Origin of the sequence: Bacillus sp. Marseille-Q3570 (assembly GCF_946151055.1) — a bacterium.
Lineage (GTDB): Bacteria > Bacillota > Bacilli > Bacillales > Fictibacillaceae > Pseudalkalibacillus.
In genome coordinates, this window is record NZ_CAMGYZ010000003.1 from 213,832 (window position 1) to 231,727 (window position 17,896).

Here is a 17,896-nt window from a genome sequence, read left to right on the forward strand (position 1 = left end):
GGAAGGTAAACGACGAAATCCGTTTAACTATTTGATTGTTAAGAAAATTATATCGATGATGATCAGGTCTAGACAACGTGCTCACACCACAATATTTTAAGTGCCGTTTTATGATTAACACACAAAAGGAATGTAATAACGCCGAAAAGGAGGAGTTAATAAGAAGAAGTAACGTAAAGAGGGTGGGACAAATGAACTTTGATCAATAGAAACAGGCTGACACTTGTCATTTGTGTCAGCCCATTACTTAGTAAGCAATAAATGAAGTTTCGCACGTGAAAAATCACAGGAAGAGGCTGGGACAAAACTATAACTGCCAACAGAAAGATGAACAATAAAAATATTATGGATTAAATGAAGACGAAAAGCGTAGGTAACATCCGGAGACTCCTGCGAGAACAACACGAGCCGTAGCCCCCGCTAGAAAGCGGTCTGTGCTTTCTTATGAGCCTGAGGCCGTGCCCGCGGAATGCGAAGGATGTTGATGGAGCGGGACCTTAAATTGATTCCTTATTTTCTCGTAAACAGATAAAGTGCGGTGATCAGGAAACAAAATCCTAGAATACGTTTTCCGTCAATTGGAATTTGTTTCATCCCAAGCCAGCCGAAGTGATCGATGACAGAACTAGTGATTAGTTGTGCTGCGATAACAGATATGAGTGAAGCTGCAACACCGATTTTCGGAACAGCCAAAACCATTGCAAACACATAAAAAGCGCCAAGCACACCACCGATCAGCTGCCATCGTGGTACAGCGGTTGCTTGCAAGATGTTCCCTTTTCCGAAAAAGATCATCATAAGAAACAAGGTGACCGTGCCAATAAGAAATGACAAAAAAGCACCTTCGATGACTCCGACCTGTTTTCCAAGCCCACCATTAACACCAGCTTGAACAGCAACTGCAATTCCACCGATGAATACGATTATGACCATCATCAAACTCATTAGGTATGCAACACCTTTTCCTCAAATTTGAACGTAAACGGAAGACTGTATTCGAATGCACTATTGGACACTTTTAAACTAAACTTTAACATAAAGTAAAAAGTTATGTAATTTATTTTAAGAAAATTACAAAAACGACAAAAAAACAGTTTTTTTCTTCGATCATTCTACAATCTTCTCAAAAAACATATGATATGTTTTTACTCAAACAGCTTGTTTTTCAAATATAGGTAAAGGAGGGGCTGGACTTCTTCTGAAAAATTTCTTGTCAATCCAACTCATATTTTCCTCAGAAAAACCTCTAAAATAGTGAACTGCTCTGATGTTCTACTTGCATTTTTGAAACACCCAACCTCACGAGTTTTTACACATTTTTACACTTTGAACAAAAATGAAGTCTGATGTTTTGACGTTTTGTCAAATGAAAACCTTCTTTCGACACCGTAAAATAGACTTAAGATTCAAATAATTCAGTCAAATATTCTTGAAGCCGTTGTTCCTTTTGCTTGTGTTACATACAAGATCAAAAGAATTGAAGGAGGAAATGTAGATGTCTGATTTAGTGAAAATTGGTCTGATCCAAGCGATTCATGATGTGGATGGGAATGAGCCAGTAGCCGTCCATAAGGAAAAATCAATTGAAAAACATGTAAAGCTTGTAAGAGAAGCAGCAGAGAAGGGTGCACAGATTATTTGTCTACAAGAAATTTTCTATGGACCTTATTTTTGTGCAGAGCAAAATTCAAAATGGTATGACTCTGCCGAAGAGATTCCGAATGGACCAACTACGACACAGTTTCAAGCGCTTGCCCGCGAACTTGGTGTCGTTATCATCTTACCGATCTATGAACGTGAAGGAATCGCAACCTACTATAATACAGCAGCCGTCATCGATGCGGATGGATCTTATCTCGGAAAATACCGCAAACAGCATATACCGCATGTAAAGGTTGGAGACGAGGGCTGTGGTTTTTGGGAGAAATACTACTTCAAGCCAGGGAATCTAGGTTATCCGGTGTTTGATACAGCTTTCGCAAAAGTAGGCGTCTATATCTGTTACGATCGCCATTTTCCAGAGGGTGCAAGATTACTAGGTTTGAGAGGAGCAGAAGTCGTCTTTAATCCTTCAGCAACTGTCGCGGGCCTTTCAGAGTACTTATGGAAGCTTGAGCAGCCTGCCCATGCAGTTGCCAACGGCTACTATTTGGGAGCGATCAACCGTGTTGGTACTGAAGGGCCGTGGAACATGGGTGAATTTTATGGTCAATCCTATCTAGTAGATCCCCGAGGAAATTTCGTAGCAATGGGAAGCCGTGACCAGGATGAGGTCATCATTGGTGAAATGAATAAGAAAATGATCCGTGAAGTACGTGATGTATGGCAATTCTATCGTGATCGCAGACCTGAGACCTATGGCGAAATGACATCGTTACTACCGTAAAACGGCAAATAAGGTGACTTACAACTTTACACCAGGTTTTGAGTCACCTTTATTCATGATTTTGTAAACCAATCCAACAACTCCAAAAGGGGGCTTTGACGTGGGGAAATTTGAAAAGCTGCATATTTCACTGACAGAACTTCCGAAAAACTTTCAAGAAGTCCATCCAGCACTATCCGAACGTGAAGCGGTTGAAGAAGCAAACCGGTGTCTTTATTGCTATGACGCACCCTGTATACAGGCATGTCCCACCGGCATTGACATTCCAACGTTTATTAAAAAAATCGCTTCTGGAAATGTAAAAGGATCTGCGAAAACGATCATGACTGCGAACCCAGTCGGTGCCAGCTGCGCGCGTGTCTGTCCGACAGAAGAATTATGTGAAGGGGCTTGTGTCCTCAATCATTCAACTAAGCCGATCATGATTGGTGATTTGCAGCGCTATGCGACAGATTGGGCAATCAAGAACGATCAGGTATTGTTCCAAAAAGGTCAAAGTAATGGAAAATCGGTTGCCATTGTCGGAGGGGGTCCTGCTGGTCTATCAGCAGCACGTGAGCTGGCATTGCTAGGTTATGATGTGACGATTTTTGAAGCATCACCGACAGCAGGAGGCTTGAATACATACGGAATCGTATCCTTCCGTTTGCCGCAAGAAATTTCGTATTGGGAAGTCGATCAAGTAAAAGGTCTTGATGTAAAGGTCTGTACCAATACAGCAGTAGGAAGGGATATTTCTGCAGATGAAATGTTGGATTCTTTTGATCATGTTGTTTTAGCCGCTGGCATGGGCCATGTTCCGGATCTCGGAATTGATGGGGAGGATTTGGAAGGTGTGCATGACGCAATTGAGTTCGTCAAAGACACGAAAACCAAACCGTTATCCAATGATCTTGTCGGTAAGAACGTGGTCGTCATTGGTGCAGGGAACACCGCAATCGATGGTGCGACATGTTCAGTCCGCCTAGGTGCTGGTAATGTCAAAATCCTTTATCGCCGAACGCAAGAAGAGATGAGTGCCTATGATTTCGAATACGAATTCGCTAAGCAGGATGGTGTAGAATTCCGCTGGTTGACGCAGCCTATCAAAATCCACGGAGATGAAAAGGGGCATGTCAAAGCGATCGAATGCATCAAAATGGAGCTCGGAGAACCTGGAGCAGATGGAAGAAGGCGTCCGGTTCCCGTCGAAGGGTCCAATTTCACGTTACCGGTAGATGCTGTCATAAAAGCGATTGGTCAAACGAGACATCAAAGTTTAATCGATCAGTTCAAACTTGGACATATCGATGGTGTCGTACAAGTTTCAGAGTCTTATCGTACCTCGAATCCGAAGGTGTTTGCCTGCGGCGATATCGTTTTTGGAAAAGGAAAAGGAGAAGCGATGGTCGTCACTGCTGCCCAACAAGGGAAAAAAGCAGCTTACGCAATCCATAAGTCATATAAAGAAGAAACGGTGACAGCATAGGTACTGCTGACGGAAAACATAGAAGAAAGGGGAGTAATAGAATGGCAGATTTAAGGACGAACCTGGCTGGAATTGAATCACCGAACCCATTTTGGCTTGCATCAGCACCTCCGACGAACTCAGGTTACCAGGTACAGAGAGCGTTTGAAGCGGGATGGGGTGGGGCTGTTTGGAAGACTCTTGGAGACCCGATCTTGAACGTTTCTTCTCGCTTTGCCGCAGTCAGCTTCAACGGACAACGTGTCGCCGGATTCAACAATATCGAATTGATCACAGACCGTCCGCTGGAAGTGAACCTTCAGGAAATCTATGAAACGAAAAAACGCTTTCCGAACCATACCGTTGTCGCTTCCTTGATGGTCGAACCACAACAAGAGAAGTGGCATGAAATCGTGAAGAAGGTTGAAGAAGTCGGAGTAGATGGTCTTGAGTTGAATTTCGGATGTCCTCACGGTATGGCAGAGAGAGGGATGGGATCCGCTTCAGGGCAGGTTCCTGAACTTGTTGAGAAACAGACCTACTGGGCAAAAGAAGCCGCACAGACACCGGTCATTGTCAAACTGACACCTAACATCACGGATATCACTGCGACGGCTGAAGCGGCTGCCCGTGGTGGTGCTGATGCGATCAGCATGATCAACACGATCAATAGTTTAGCAGGTGTGGATCTGGATTCATGGAATACGATCCCGCATGTTGGTGGAAAAGGAGCACATGGCGGTTATTGCGGGCCTGCAGTAAAACCGATCGCTTTGAATATGGTCGGAGAATGTGCGCGCAGCCCAAGAATCAATGTACCGATTTCAGGGATGGGTGGTGTTTCAAATTGGCAGAATGCGGTCGAGTTCATGCTGATGGGGGCTTCTAACGTGCAAGTTTGTACAGCTGCCATGCACCATGGGTTCCGTATCGTAGAGGATATGATCGATGGATTGAACAACTACCTTGATGAAAAAGGGATTGCTTCAGTACAGGAGATTGTCGGGAAGTCAGTTCCGAAGTATTCAGATTGGGGTAACCTGGATCTCAATTATAAAATCGTTGCTCGTATCAACAACGATGTGTGTATCAACTGTAACAAGTGCCACATTGCTTGTGAAGATACCTCGCATCAATGTATCGATATGCTGAAGGACGGGCATGGCAATTCCTATCTGGAAGTACGTGAAGAGGATTGTGTCGGTTGTAATCTTTGTTCGATCGTCTGTCCTGTCGATGGGGCGATTGATATGGTTGAAGTTTCTAGTGAACACCCGCCAATGACATGGAATGATCGTCAGGCAATTTTGGGGCCACTGCGAAGCCAGAGTGCCGATCCTATTAAATAATAAGGCTTTTTCCGTAAACGTTGTTGCTCTTGCACTTAAAGTAAGTATAAAATACTTTCTTCAGTATAAGGGCAACTAAGGCTCGACCTACAAAAGGCTTGGTCTCGCCAAGTTTTCTTTACAAGTCGTTGATTTCCGCTCCAGGATGCTCGCTTTCCACGGGGCGTGCGGTGAGCCCACTCGTCGCCTTGCGACCTCAGGAGTCTCCTTTTCAAGGAAGCATTTGTGCTCCTGTGTCTATAAGAAAGTCCTGTCGAAGCGAGCTTCCTCGTCGCATGCCTTGCGAGGAGATTATGCAGGTAGTAGGCACGCTGATCCCGCAGGACAAGGAAAGCTTCGACAGCGTTACATCGCACGAAGAAAATGCGAATTTCAATTTCGAGGAGTCTCGCACCTTGCTCTCCAATCAACTTACACAAGGTGATTTATTAAAAAGCAACAATCTTTTAAAAAAGAGCCAATAAAAAAGTCTAGGAGGAGATTTGATCGTGAAGAAAATCATTCAGAACGGAACGATTGTCACAGCTTCGGATACGTATAGTGCTGATATTTTAATAGAAAACGAGAGGATTATCGCAATAGGTGAAAATCTAGATGACCAGGGCGCTGAAAAAATTGATGCCAAAGGATGCTATGTCTTCCCAGGTGGAATCGACCCTCATACACACTTGGAGATGCCGTTTGGCGGAACAGTATCCAAGGATGACTTTGAAACAGGGACGATTGCGGCAGCTTTCGGGGGTACCACGACGGTTATCGATTTTTGCTTAACCAATAAAGGGGAACCTCTCCAAAATGCGATCGATGTTTGGCATGCAAAATCGAAGGATAAAGCCGTCATCGATTACAGCTTCCACTTGATGATTTCGGAATTGAACGAAGATGTGCTCAATCAATTGCCTCAAATCATGGATAAAGAAGGAATCACTTCTTTCAAAGTGTTCATGGCTTATAAAAATGTGTTTCAGGCTGATGATGAAACTCTGTTCAAAACGCTTGTCATGGCCAAAGAACAGGGTGGTCTCGTCATGGTCCATGCGGAAAACGGGGATGTCATCGATTACCTTGTGAAAGAAGCGTTGGAAAAAGGACAGACTGATCCGATCTACCATGCGTTGACACGCCCGCCTGAAGTGGAAGGAGAAGCAACTGGAAGGGCTGCTCAACTGACTGGCCTGGCGAAATCGCAGTTGTATGTTGTTCATGTTTCTTGCGCAGATGCTGTTGAGAAGATTGCAGAAGCAAGAAATAAAGGATTCGATGTTTGGGGGGAAACATGTCCCCAATACTTGACGCTTGATCAAACATACCTTGAAAAACCTGATTTCGAAGGGGCAAAGTTTGTGTGGTCTCCACCGCTGCGTGAAAAATGGAACCAGGACGTCCTTTGGAATGCACTGAAAAACGGTCAATTGCAAACGTTAGGATCAGACCAATGCTCCTTTGATTTCAAAGGGCAAAAAGACTTAGGGAAAGATGATTTCTCCAAGATTCCGAATGGCGGCCCGATGATAGAAGACCGTGTCAGCATTCTATTTTCTGAAGGAGTCAAGAAAGGCAGGATCACGTTGAACCAATTCGTCGATATCATGTCGACACGGATTGCGAAACTTTTCGGGTTGTTCCCGAAGAAAGGCACGATCACAGTTGGCGCGGATGCAGATATCGTGATTTTCGACCCTACTGTCGAACGTACGATTTCAGCAAAAGCGCATCATATGGCGGTCGATTACAATGCGTTTGAAGGAATGAAAGTCACGGGTGAAGCAGTATCCGTCCTTTCGCGTGGGGAGTTCGTCATACGTGATAAACAATTTGTCGGTAAGCCTGGAACCGGTAATTATCTGAAACGCGCTCGTTATAATCAGTTGTTGAAACCAGTGGATGAAAAGCTGACAATCTAGTGTTCAGCTGGCATTGTTCCCGGTTCTGATTCTATGTAACCTGGGGATGCGTTTCCAACATAAAGTGCTGAGGAGGATACGAGGCAGCATATTATTAAACCACCATGATTCACACCAATTGCACTATTTAAAAGGGTATGAGGAGTGATTGTAATGAAAAAACAGGAAAGTTATTTGAAATCTCCTGATCTGCTGCCAATCAGTCAGGACGGGAGAAAGATTACAACACTAGGTTTTTCCTTCATGTGGGTTGGTATGGTTGTTGTACTCGCGACATTTGCAATTGGCGGAGCAGGGGTCATGTCGCTGCCTTTACCTCTCGTCGTATTAGCAACCATCATTGGATCGGTTGCGATCGGATTATTCATTTCATTGATTGCAGATATCGGTATTGAACACGGGGTGTCGTTTCCTGTCTATATGCGTGCTCCGTTTGGAACGATCGGAACACATATCCCTTCCATCGTCCGTGGAGTAGCTGCATCCATGTGGTTCGGTATCAATACGTATTTTGGGGCAACTGCCATGAACGGTATTTTGAATATGTTATGGGGATTCGACAACTGGCTTGCCTGTTTCTTTATTTTCGCATTTTTGCAGTTGTTGAATACAGCTTTAGGTATCAAGGCGGTCGAGCGGTTCGCTGATATGGCAGCACCGACGATCATCCTCATTTCAATCTGGATGTATCTTGAATTATCGGGTACCGCAGCAGCCGAAGGCAGAAACGTTTGGACTTGGGCTGAAAACCCTGTGACAGGCGGAGCAGCGTTTACTGCATTTTTAGTCGTCATTTTCAGTAACATGGGCTTCTGGGCCACACTCTCTGCTGATATTCCATCCATTTCACGTTTCATTAAAGCTCCAAAATTTGAGCGTAATTGGTTCAAGCGGAACAAAGGGGCCATTGTCGGCAGTTTGATTGCTCTACCGTTGACTCAAACCTTCATGATCATCATCGGTGCGGTCGCTTATATCGCTGTTCAAAACTATGACCCTGTTCTTGCTCTTCAAGAAACAGCTACTGGACTCGTATTGGCAATCCTATTGTTGATGATTGTCCTCGCCCAATGGTCAACGAATATTTCAGCGAACATCGTCCCAGCTGCAACGATCTTCTCCAATGTCGGAGGACCTAAATTCCCGTTTTGGGCTGGTGTATTTGCTGCAGGTGTTGTCGGAACAGTTGTCCAACCGTGGAGCTTGTTCGGGATCATCATTCCTGTATTGCTTATCGTAGGGGGGATCCTATCAGCTATCGTCGGGATTTTATTCGCAGATTATTATTTGCTGAGGAAACGCCGTGTCAACGTCTATGATCTTTATAAAGCAGATGGGCAGTTCAAATACGCAGGTGGGGTGAACGTTGCAGGCTTTATTGCATGGATCATCGGAGCTGTGGTATCTTACTTTTTCCCGAATTACTCTTTTTTGATCGGATTCGTATTAGGAGCGGCTTGTTATTATTTACTTTGTAAGTACTGGTATTTCCAAAAATACAAACAAGCTGAAATTGAAGATCCGAGTGATGAGAAGTTTCTCGGCATTACAGTTGGCCGTGACTGGAACCTTGATGATGAAAATGCGCACGTTGAGTTGAGGGACGCAAAGTGATTTGATTCATCCAGGTTCTGAAAGTTAAAAGGAAACATTGATACAGAGGAGGTTCTATATGTCAGATTACCAGGAATATCTTCTAGAACGGGAGAAAATCGATCACATGCTTGAGAAAGGATATACAATTAAAGATGTACAGGAAAACTTGAGTGGCGCTTTCCTTACGTTTGAAAAACTTGGAGAAGAAGCTGAGAGGCTTCATATCAAAACAGCTGATGCTCGAAAATATTTTTCCAATCTGATTTTTCAGCAACGCCAAAACGTTTGATCCTTAAAAAAAGAGGCTTTGTTTAATTATTTCTTTTTGCAGAATTCACTCCCTTTCCGCGGGCAAACAAAAAGCCGAAGCGCCCCGACTAGTCACGTGTGTCACTTGAAAACGGATGAGGAGGCTCGAACAAAACAAAGATTAGGTGCTGTGTGGGCTCACTCATAAGTATGTCAATCAACGTGTGACAGCCGCAGGAGATTTGAAGCGATTCAAGTGTCTGGTTGCTGCGCTAGACAGCACTTCACCGGATCTCGCCTGGCTCGCTTTTTCGGCAGGGGTGTCGCGAATTCACTTAAAGAAACGTTCTAACGTAAAATAAAACAAAGCAAAAATGAAAGGAGATCCTTCAATGGAATTTTCACTGAAGTGCAAAGAAAGCATGTTTCCATGTGAAGTGACAATTGATGAGGACAACGGACGTTATATGCTACGAAAAGCGGATTCCAGCGGGGAGTTTTTCAATACACCTCAGGAATTAGCAGATTGGGTATTCAGGAATTGGCGTTCAGATGATTTTGATGAACAAGAATCTTATCAACGTATGCTTCGGACATTGGAAAAGTATTTGCCGATGAGCAGCTCGTAAGAATTCTTGACTCTTTTTTGAAATTCCCACTATCCCAACGATGTCCACAGATCGGAGTGTCCAACTTGCAACATCAATCGAGTTTAGCTGTAAAAGATATTTTAAGCAGGAAGTACTTTGAGAAAACGGAAGTGATTGCAGGAAGTGAAGGGTTGACCCGACAGGTGAAATGGGTTCATGTCGTGGAGGTTCCGAACATACGGAAGCTGTTGAACGGCAATGAACTCATTCTCTCGACGGGTGTCGTCTGGAAAGATAATGACGCTTTACTTATAGACTTTCTTGAACAACTGATCGATTGTGGTGCGGCTGGCCTTTGTATCGAAATCGGGACTTATACCGAAACGATTCCTGAGGAAGTCAAAAAGCTGGCCGACCACCATCGTTTTCCTATCATCTTATTTTTAGAGGAAGTCCAATTCGTCAACATCACCCAAGATATCCATGTCCAGCTGATCAATCAGCACTATCAGATGATTCAAGATCTAGAAGAATATTCACAAAAATTGAACCAAAAATTACTGACCATCGAAAATGGTCAAGAAATGCTCAAATTGATGAATGAGTATACAGGATTGCAAGTGTTGATGAAAACAACGAACGATGAAGACGTGTACGTGCCTGATTTGAGTAGTGATGAACAGGATTCTCTTCTTGCATACATTGATCAATCACGCGATTCTCCTTTTATCAACCACCGGCCAGTACCTGTAATGGAACAGGAATACGGAGAGATTTTCATTGTTTCAAAGGAACGGGAGATCAATGAATTCGATTTGCTTATTCTTGATCGGACTGCGACGGTCCTCGCCCAACTATTTCTTCGTGAAATGTATGTTGAAGAGAGACGTCGGACCGAAAAGAATGAATGGATCAATAATTGGCTTGATGGAGAACACAACGAACAAGAAACCTCAGAGAACCTGATTTATTATGAAGGAAAGATGAATGTCCTGGGCGCAACAGTAGCGATATGTAAACTGCCGTCATCAACGACTAGCTCAGACATCACTTATCTGAACCTATTCATCAGGGCTATTTTTGAACAACAAGGCTTTCACCTGATTGCTACGGAAAAGCATGGCTATACGGTATATATCCTGCTTAATAAACGTGGAGCTGGTTCTTGGAAACAGCGATTAGGTAAAGGGATGCAAAGGGTATTCCATACAGAGTTTCTGAAAAAACATGCTTGTCAGATTAAGAGTATTGCTGTAGGTCAGTATACCGAGTCGTTAAGTGATATCGGACGAAGCTATGAGACGGCTGTCGAAACGATCAAGCTACAAAGGAATCTACTGCCTGAACGATTCTGCAACTATTTTGAAGACTTACATATGTACAGGGTAATCAGTTTGGTCAAAACACAGAAAGAGTTCCAGAATATGATCAACGAATACTTGAATCCTGTCATCGAATACGATGAGAAATACAACGGCAAGCTCTTGCAGACATTGAGGACCTACCTGGCGTGCAGCGGCTCAAAGAAAGAAACCGCAGAACAGCTATTCATCGTACGACAGACTTTATATTATCGACTTGAAAAGCTCGAAAAGCTGTTAGGTGAAGATTTCATGTCTAATCCTGAAAAACGGATGGCGATCGAATTCATGCTATTTGCCCATAATTACCTGAATGCATCTGGTAGTGTCCAAAATGTAAAATCGGACAAGGCTGTTTTGACGTAGTCTGAACAATTGTGTACGGTTAGCAGGAAGGATTTTTTAACATTATGTCTAATGTAACACCATATAGAATCATAGATAATGTAAGGAGATCGACTAATACAAAGGAGGCGCATTCAAGATGACAGTAACAAAGAGTGATACGAAAATGTTGAAGAACTATATCAATGGACAATGGGTTGCCTCGAATAGCACGGAAGATCTAGAGGTGCCAAACCCGGCGACGAATGAAGTCCTGGCACGCGTTCCGATCTCAACGAAAGAAGATGTTGATAAGGCGGTCCAGGCTGCACATACCGCATATCAATCATGGAAAAATGTACCGGTTCCAAAGCGAGCACGTGTCATGTACAAATTCCATCATCTCGTAACTGAAAATCACGAAGAGCTTGCTAAGTTAGTTGTTCAGGAAAATGGTAAAGCGTATAAAGAAGCATATGGAGAAATCCAGCGTGGTATCGAATGTATAGAGTTTGCCGCAGGGGCTCCTACCCACTTGATGGGTGAAACGTTATCGAATATCGCAGAGGACATCGATTCCGAAATGTTCCGCTATCCTTTAGGCGTTGTCGGCGGAATCACACCGTTCAATTTTCCGATGATGGTGCCGTTATGGATGTTCCCGTTAGCGATTGTATGCGGAAATACGTTCGTATTGAAGCCTTCCGAGCGTACGCCGATATTAGCGAACCGTTTGGCAGAGCTATTGACGGAAGCTGGACTGCCTGAAGGTGTCTTCAATATCGTCCATGGGGCCCATGATGTCGTGAATGGATTGATTGAGCACTCTGAAGTCAAGGCGATATCATTCGTTGGTTCTCAGCCTGTAGCCAAATATGTGTATGAAAAGGCTGCTCAAAACGGTAAGCGGGTGCAGGCATTATCTGGAGCGAAAAATCACCATGTCGTAATGCCGGATGCAGATATGGATAAAGCCGTACAAAACGTCATCAGTTCTACATTCGGAAGTGCAGGGCAACGCTGTATGGCCTGCAGTGCTGTTGTCGTTGTCGGTGATAATGATAAATTTGTGGAAGCTCTCCGTAAAAAAGCTGATGAGCTGACAATCGGTAACGGTCTGGAGGAAGAAGTCCTTTTGACACCTGTGATCCGGGAATCCCACCGGGAAAAAGTGCTCGGCTATATTGAAAAAGGAATCGAAGAAGGTGCTGACTTGATTCGTGATGGACGTCGTGAAATGTCAGACAAGAACGGTGGAAACTTCTTAGGTGCGACGATTTTTGATCATGTAACGCCGGACATGACGATTGCAAAAGATGAGATTTTCGCTCCAGTCTTGAGCCTGCTTCGAGCGGAAAATTTAGATGAGGGATTGGAATACATCCGAAAGTCCCGTTATGGAAATGGCGCGACCTTATATACGAAAAACGCGCAAGCTGTCCGTCAGTTCAGAGAAGAAGCGGATGCAGGCATGCTCGGGATTAACGTTGGGGTGCCGGCAACGATGGCTTTCTTCCCGTTCTCTGGGTGGAAAGATTCATTTTACGGCGATCTCCATGTCAACGGTAAAGACGGAATCAACTTCTACACGCGGAAAAAAATGATCACTTCACGCTTTGACTACTAAAAAAGGAGGTAGTATGATGGTCCATCAAGTTGATCAATCGCGGGATATTTTGAAAAAAGATGACCAATACGTCTGGCATTCGATGAAGCCTTATAATCCGAATGCAACGATGGTGGTATCAAGTTCAAAAGGAGCTTGGGTGACGGATCACAATGATGAGAAGTACCTGGATGCTATGGCTGGATTGTGGTGTGTGAATGTCGGGTATGGCAGGGAAGAGCTTGCAGAAGCCGCTTATGAACAGCTGAAAGAAATGGCGTACTTTCCGTTGACTCACAGCCATCAGCCTGCAATCAAACTTGCCGAGAAGCTGAATGAAATGCTTGGCGGTGACTATGTCATCTTCTTTTCCAATAGTGGGTCAGAAGCGAATGAAACAGCATTCAAAATCGCAAGACAGTACCACCAACAGCGAGGTGATCATAATCGCTATAAAATCGTTTCCCGTTATCGCGCCTACCATGGAAATACGATGGGATCCCTTGCTGCAACCGGCCAAGCACAACGAAAGTATAAATATGAACCGTTATCAACCGGCTTTCTTCACGTATCCCCTCCAGACACATACAGGATGAAAGATGCGGATGTAGAGAATGCACATGACATGGCTTGTGTTCAGGAAGTCGACAGGACAATGACCTGGGAGTTGAGCGAAACGGTCGCTGCAATGATCATGGAGCCGATCATCACAGGTGGAGGAATTCTGATGCCTCCTGATGGCTATATGAAAGCCGTCAAAGAAATTTGTGAAAAGCATGGCACACTGCTGATTGTTGATGAAGTTATCTGTGGCTTCGGAAGGACCGGTAAACCATTTGGATTCCAGAACTATGATGTAAAGCCTGATATTGTCACAATGGCTAAAGGAATCACATCAGCCTATCTGCCTTTGTCTGCTACTGCAGTGAAAAAAGAAATTTATGAAGAATTCAAAGGCAGTGAAGAGTATGATTTCTTCCGTCATGTCAATACGTTCGGAGGAAGTCCTGCATCTTGCGCCGTGGCACTGAAGAACCTTGAAATCATGGAAGATGAAAAGCTCTTCGATCGTTCAAAGGAAATGGGGGATCGCCTCAAGAATGAGTTGCAGGCACGACTTCAAAACCATCCATATGTGGGGGATGTTCGTGGAAAAGGTCTCTTGATCGGCATTGAGCTTGTAAAAGATAAATCGACCAAAGAACCTTTGGAAACGAGCAAGTTGAATGAGGTAATGGCAACTTGTAAGAAGAATAAACTGCTCATCGGGAAAAACGGTGTGACCGTCGCTGGTTACAACAACGTTTTAAGTTTGTCGCCACCATTGAATCTTGAAGAAAGTGATTTGGACTTCATCATCCAGACATTGACAGATGCATTGGATGAACTGACTAAATAGGGAGAGATGATGTTAACGGACACAGGAGACCTTATTCACCCGAAATGACCCTGATTTTTCATACTAACGGACACCAGAGACTTTATTCTCTGATTTTCAGTGGGAAAAAGCTCTATTTACTACAAATAACGGCGCTGGTGTCCGTTAGATCCCTGAAATAGCTCTTTTCGTCACAAATAGCGGCTCTGATGTCCGTTAAGCCATCATATTTATTGAAACCTACGAAGAATCTTCAATTCTTCGTAGGTTTTTCTTGCATTTATGAATGCTTTCTTCAATATAAGGACTACTAAGGCTAGCTTTAACCGTTTACTTTGTTGATATGATTTTTTAGAATGGATATCTGGTTTAGAACAGCTATGTTTGGCGCAACTTAATAAAAGCCCCACAATTGTGATCGGTGTATTCTTTCTTCTTTTTCATAAGGTTTGATCGTGTCGCAAATTTCGCTTCAATCAAACTTAATCAGAAATCACGGTATTATTTAAAATAGCTTTCCCTTATAATAGAACAAGATTTAAATAGAGGTGGTAGTACTGATGAATGAGCATGTATATGATTTATTAGGAGTAGGGATAGGACCTTTCAACTTGAGTCTGGCAGCATTAATAGATGATCGAACAGAAGTTGATGCGCTTTTTTTCGAGCAAAAGCCGCAGTTCGATTGGCATCCAGGAATGTTGATTGTAGGGACGAGACTTCAAGTTCCATTCATGGCTGATCTTGTTACTCTAGCTGATCCGACAAGCCGATACAGCTTTTTGAATTATTTATCGAAAGAAAATCGTTTGTATCCATTTTATTTTTTACAACGATTAGACATCCCGAGAAGAGAATATAACGATTATTGCCAATGGGTTGCAAATGAATTGAAAAATTGCCGATTTGGAAAGAGAGTTACTGAATTGGATTATGATGATAATGAAGAGTTGTATTTGGTTACTGTATTGGATGTACATACAGAAGAAACAACAGTTTATAAAAGTAAAAACCTTGTTCTAGGTACAGGGGGTATCCCCGCGATTCCGAAGGCTTTTCGCGGGTATCCAGAACAGGATGTTTTTCACACGGCTCAATATCTCAGTCGCCAGGATCGATGCAGAGAAGCGAATTCGATTACTGTCATCGGATCAGGGCAAAGTGCTGCTGAAGTATTCAGGGAGCTATTGAAAGACCATATGGAACATGAGTATCGTTTAAATTGGGTTACACGCTCACAGAGCTTTTTGACGATGGAAGAATCGAAATTGAGTGTAGAGCAATTCTCTCCAGATTACGTGAATTATTTCTATGAATTCCCTCAGGAGAAAAAAGATGAAATCTTCGGCTCACAAGATTTATTGTATAAGGGGATCAGTTCTCATACCGTGACAGATATCTATAATCTGCTTTATGAAAATACCATTTCACGAAGAAAAATGAAAGTTGGTATACAGGCCTTGACTGAAGTGAATGGTATAGAAGAAAAAGACGGGAAGTACGAGCTTCAATGTCATCAATGGCAACAGGGGAAAGATTTCAAAATTGAAAGTGAAGTCGTCATCATCGGAACGGGGTATCGACCGAACGTCCCAGCCTTCATCAATGGTTTGAAACCCTATATTGCATGGGATAACCAGGGGAGATATGAAGTCGAGTCAGATTATCGTCTCCGCGTCTCGATCCCTAACCAAATCTATGTCCATAGCGGAATTTCCCATTCACATGGTGTAGGCTCGACCAACCTAGGATTAGCGGTCCATCGGAACAAAGTCATCATAAATCATCTGACAGGTAAGGATGTCTTCCCGATGTATGAAAAACACGTTTTCCAAAACTTCGATGCAGACAAGTTTCAATAAGATACCATTGATAAAAGCGCCTTATTTTGTCCAATCAACGACAAAGTATGGTGCTTTTTTTACATTGGCAGTTTTCGGAGTCTCCTTTTCAAGGAAGCGTTTGTTGCTTTTTTTAGTAGGAATGTACTTTGGATGACTCAGGATATGTTTCGCTTTCCCGTAGGAGTGTCGCAAATTCGCTTCAATCAACTTAGTCAGAACTCAACAAGTATTTTACCTAAGTCATTATATAAAGCCTCAACTTTGGGTAATTTAAGAGAAACGATTTGATAGCAGGTGATTTTCCCATGGTCTTGGTGGTTTATTCATCGGTCATCTTGCTTTTCCTTCTTTATTTTTGTACCACTAACCATCCGCTTCATTTATTCGAAATCCTTTTTGTATGGTTTATGATCATATTTTTACATGAGAACTTTCTTGCCTTATTTTCATTGAATTTAAAATGGATCGAACCATCGGACGAACCTCAAATGATCACCTCGATTGTGATCAGCAGGATTTTCTTTACGCCTGCCATCATCATTTGGAGTATAGGTTGCTTTTATCGAATCAGGGTAAAGTCAGTAAAAGGTGGTTTTCTATTATTGATTCTAGGACTGCTTGTTGGACTTGACTATGCAGGAGATTATTATGGGTTATATACATTCAAAGGAATGAAAGTTTGGGTGGTCATTGTAGAGTGGTCTACACTACTGTTATTGGCGTTTATAATACAGGTGGGATATAGAAAATTAATAGGAAAAGGGGGGCATTTCAATGCTTAAGATGCCCCAAACGTTCGACCATAATGAATGGATCATTCTTTCAACTCTTGTCGTTACCTATCTGGTAATCATTCTAATTCCCAAGAGGTTTCCTGTTCACATCACTTTCCTTGTACTTGCTGCAAGTATGGTTGTGGCAAAAGGAACTAATCACATATTAGGTGCACCTCCGCTTGATTTATACGACTTCAACGATACAGGTGAATTTGAAGTGTTCGATTTTTTGATCTGGTTCACGTATCCCCCCTTTGGTTATTTTTTTGTTTATCTATACGATAGATGGAACCTTAAAGGCTTAAGGATATTTTTCTACATTGTAAGCTGGACAGCATTTGCTGTTTTTTTTGAATGGCTGACCCTTAAAGCTCATGTATTTACCTATAAAGGTTGGAGGCTCGAGTATTCTATCCCTGTTTACTTGATTGTCTTAATCGGTTATATCCTGTTTTTTAAATTTATCAAAAGTTACGAATCCAAGAGTGAAATCTAACCATTAGACCAAGAATTAATAATGAAGTAATACACAAGCTAATTATGAGGTGAGTAAATTGAAAAAGTACCCTGAAAAAAATCAGAATCATGAAAATAGCAGTGGCAAACTAGGTATCCGAACAGGATTGGAGTCTGACCGCCCTTTTAACTCGGAGGTAAGGTTTCCTGGTGACTCTATTGATGAACATAAAGAATTGGAATCCGCAAATGAGTATTTTGCTGAAAAGGAAATTTCACAATCAAACAATAATTCTTGAAAAGTCAAAGGGTTGACCCAATAGATGCTGGATCAACCTTTTCCAATATTTCGTCATACTTATTCGATTTCATCATCTCTCATCAGCTTTTCAAACTCTTTCATGTCTTTATTCGGTTTTGATTGTGACAGGTGGAAAGGATTTTGTTCTTGTTGATTTTCCGAGGCAAAATAGATCCCCATTTGACCGCCTTCTCGTGCAGAATCGTTAATGATACTTTCTCTTTTTCCATCAGCATGAGTATGTGAATTTTGATGTGGTTGAGTTTTCCTTGGCATTTGTCGATCATCTCCTTGTTCTTATGATGACTGACATGACTCTGAACTATTCT

Annotated in this window: 17 protein-coding genes; 15 read left to right on the forward strand and 2 right to left on the reverse strand. The window is 42.8% G+C overall.

What is annotated here, in order from left to right; translation table 11 throughout:
- Positions 1-510: 510 nt before the first annotated feature.
- A complete protein-coding gene (locus N8M93_RS06875) occupies positions 511-945 on the reverse strand; it encodes a DMT family transporter (RefSeq protein WP_261130526.1) in 435 nt (144 codons plus the stop codon).
- Positions 946-1,495: 550 nt separating this feature from the next.
- Here N8M93_RS06875 and N8M93_RS06880 point away from each other — a divergent pair.
- From N8M93_RS06880 to N8M93_RS06950, 15 genes are all read left to right on the forward strand, one after another.
- A complete protein-coding gene (locus N8M93_RS06880; RefSeq protein WP_221566586.1) occupies positions 1,496-2,386 on the forward strand; it encodes a nitrilase-related carbon-nitrogen hydrolase in 891 nt (296 codons plus the stop codon).
- A 100-nt stretch (positions 2,387-2,486) separates the two neighbouring features.
- A complete protein-coding gene (locus N8M93_RS06885) occupies positions 2,487-3,854 on the forward strand; it encodes an NAD(P)-dependent oxidoreductase (protein ID WP_396125404.1) in 1,368 nt (455 codons plus the stop codon).
- A gap of 41 nt (positions 3,855-3,895) precedes the next feature.
- Positions 3,896-5,182 carry an NAD-dependent dihydropyrimidine dehydrogenase subunit PreA gene (gene preA / locus N8M93_RS06890; RefSeq protein WP_261130527.1) on the forward strand — a complete coding sequence of 429 codons (1,287 nt, stop codon included), beginning with the start codon at positions 3,896-3,898 and terminating at the stop codon, positions 5,180-5,182.
- A gap of 293 nt (positions 5,183-5,475) precedes the next feature.
- Positions 5,476-5,646 (forward strand): hypothetical protein, encoded by a 171-nt coding sequence (locus N8M93_RS06895; RefSeq protein ID WP_261130528.1) that lies wholly within the window; start codon positions 5,476-5,478, stop codon positions 5,644-5,646.
- A 24-nt stretch (positions 5,647-5,670) separates the two neighbouring features.
- On the forward strand, positions 5,671-7,086 hold the full coding sequence (gene hydA / locus N8M93_RS06900) for a dihydropyrimidinase (protein WP_261130529.1): 1,416 nt from the start codon (positions 5,671-5,673) through the stop codon (positions 7,084-7,086).
- 153 nt (positions 7,087-7,239) lie between these two features.
- Positions 7,240-8,700, forward strand: a complete 1,461-nt coding sequence (locus N8M93_RS06905; RefSeq protein ID WP_261130530.1) for an NCS1 family transporter — start codon at positions 7,240-7,242, stop codon at positions 8,698-8,700.
- Between the two features lie 58 nt (positions 8,701-8,758).
- Positions 8,759-8,971, forward strand: a complete 213-nt coding sequence (locus tag N8M93_RS06910) for a hypothetical protein (RefSeq protein WP_261130531.1) — start codon at positions 8,759-8,761, stop codon at positions 8,969-8,971.
- Between the two features lie 352 nt (positions 8,972-9,323).
- A complete protein-coding gene (locus N8M93_RS06915; RefSeq protein ID WP_221566581.1) occupies positions 9,324-9,560 on the forward strand; it encodes a hypothetical protein in 237 nt (78 codons plus the stop codon).
- 65 nt (positions 9,561-9,625) lie between these two features.
- Entirely contained in the window at positions 9,626-11,248 is a 1,623-nt protein-coding gene (locus N8M93_RS06920; RefSeq protein ID WP_261130532.1) for a PucR family transcriptional regulator, read from the forward strand.
- Between the two features lie 118 nt (positions 11,249-11,366).
- Positions 11,367-12,833 (forward strand): CoA-acylating methylmalonate-semialdehyde dehydrogenase, encoded by a 1,467-nt coding sequence (locus N8M93_RS06925; protein WP_261130533.1) that lies wholly within the window; start codon positions 11,367-11,369, stop codon positions 12,831-12,833.
- A 16-nt stretch (positions 12,834-12,849) separates the two neighbouring features.
- Positions 12,850-14,211, forward strand: coding sequence for an aspartate aminotransferase family protein (locus N8M93_RS06930; RefSeq protein WP_261130534.1), 1,362 nt, complete (start codon positions 12,850-12,852; stop codon positions 14,209-14,211).
- A gap of 539 nt (positions 14,212-14,750) precedes the next feature.
- Positions 14,751-16,052: a lysine N(6)-hydroxylase/L-ornithine N(5)-oxygenase family protein gene (locus N8M93_RS06935; protein ID WP_261130535.1), complete on the forward strand. Its 1,302-nt coding sequence runs from the start codon at positions 14,751-14,753 to the stop codon at positions 16,050-16,052.
- Positions 16,053-16,339: 287 nt separating this feature from the next.
- Positions 16,340-16,816 carry a hypothetical protein gene (locus N8M93_RS06940; protein WP_261130537.1) on the forward strand — a complete coding sequence of 159 codons (477 nt, stop codon included), beginning with the start codon at positions 16,340-16,342 and terminating at the stop codon, positions 16,814-16,816.
- Positions 16,809-17,306 (forward strand): hypothetical protein, encoded by a 498-nt coding sequence (locus N8M93_RS06945; RefSeq protein ID WP_261130538.1) that lies wholly within the window; start codon positions 16,809-16,811, stop codon positions 17,304-17,306. Before N8M93_RS06940 ends, N8M93_RS06945 begins: the two co-directional genes overlap by 8 nt.
- 49 nt (positions 17,307-17,355) lie before the next feature.
- Positions 17,356-17,565, forward strand: coding sequence for a hypothetical protein (locus tag N8M93_RS06950; protein ID WP_396125407.1), 210 nt, complete (start codon positions 17,356-17,358; stop codon positions 17,563-17,565).
- Between the two features lie 59 nt (positions 17,566-17,624).
- Here N8M93_RS06950 and N8M93_RS06955 read toward each other — a convergent pair whose 3' ends face one another.
- On the reverse strand, positions 17,625-17,843 hold the full coding sequence (locus tag N8M93_RS06955; RefSeq protein WP_261130541.1) for a hypothetical protein: 219 nt from the start codon (positions 17,841-17,843) through the stop codon (positions 17,625-17,627).
- Positions 17,844-17,896 lie beyond the last annotated feature (53 nt).

Excerpts from the sequence above, each read along its gene's own strand:
- N8M93_RS06875 (WP_261130526.1), bottom strand. The coding sequence starts at position 945 with ATGAGTTTGATGATGGTCATAATCGTATTCATCGGTGGAATTGCAGTT.
- N8M93_RS06880 (WP_221566586.1), top strand. The coding sequence starts at position 1,496 with ATGTCTGATTTAGTGAAAATTGGTCTGATCCAAGCGATTCATGATGTG.
- preA (WP_261130527.1), top strand. The coding sequence starts at position 3,896 with ATGGCAGATTTAAGGACGAACCTGGCTGGAATTGAATCACCGAACCCA.
- N8M93_RS06895 (WP_261130528.1), top strand. The coding sequence starts at position 5,476 with ATGCAGGTAGTAGGCACGCTGATCCCGCAGGACAAGGAAAGCTTCGAC.
- N8M93_RS06905 (WP_261130530.1), top strand. The coding sequence starts at position 7,240 with ATGAAAAAACAGGAAAGTTATTTGAAATCTCCTGATCTGCTGCCAATC.
- N8M93_RS06910 (WP_261130531.1), top strand. The coding sequence starts at position 8,759 with ATGTCAGATTACCAGGAATATCTTCTAGAACGGGAGAAAATCGATCAC.
- N8M93_RS06915 (WP_221566581.1), top strand. The coding sequence starts at position 9,324 with ATGGAATTTTCACTGAAGTGCAAAGAAAGCATGTTTCCATGTGAAGTG.
- N8M93_RS06925 (WP_261130533.1), top strand. The coding sequence starts at position 11,367 with ATGACAGTAACAAAGAGTGATACGAAAATGTTGAAGAACTATATCAAT.
- N8M93_RS06930 (WP_261130534.1), top strand. The coding sequence starts at position 12,850 with ATGGTCCATCAAGTTGATCAATCGCGGGATATTTTGAAAAAAGATGAC.
- N8M93_RS06935 (WP_261130535.1), top strand. The coding sequence starts at position 14,751 with ATGAATGAGCATGTATATGATTTATTAGGAGTAGGGATAGGACCTTTC.
- N8M93_RS06940 (WP_261130537.1), top strand. The coding sequence starts at position 16,340 with ATGGTCTTGGTGGTTTATTCATCGGTCATCTTGCTTTTCCTTCTTTAT.
- N8M93_RS06945 (WP_261130538.1), top strand. The coding sequence starts at position 16,809 with ATGCTTAAGATGCCCCAAACGTTCGACCATAATGAATGGATCATTCTT.
- N8M93_RS06955 (WP_261130541.1), bottom strand. The coding sequence starts at position 17,843 with ATGCCAAGGAAAACTCAACCACATCAAAATTCACATACTCATGCTGAT.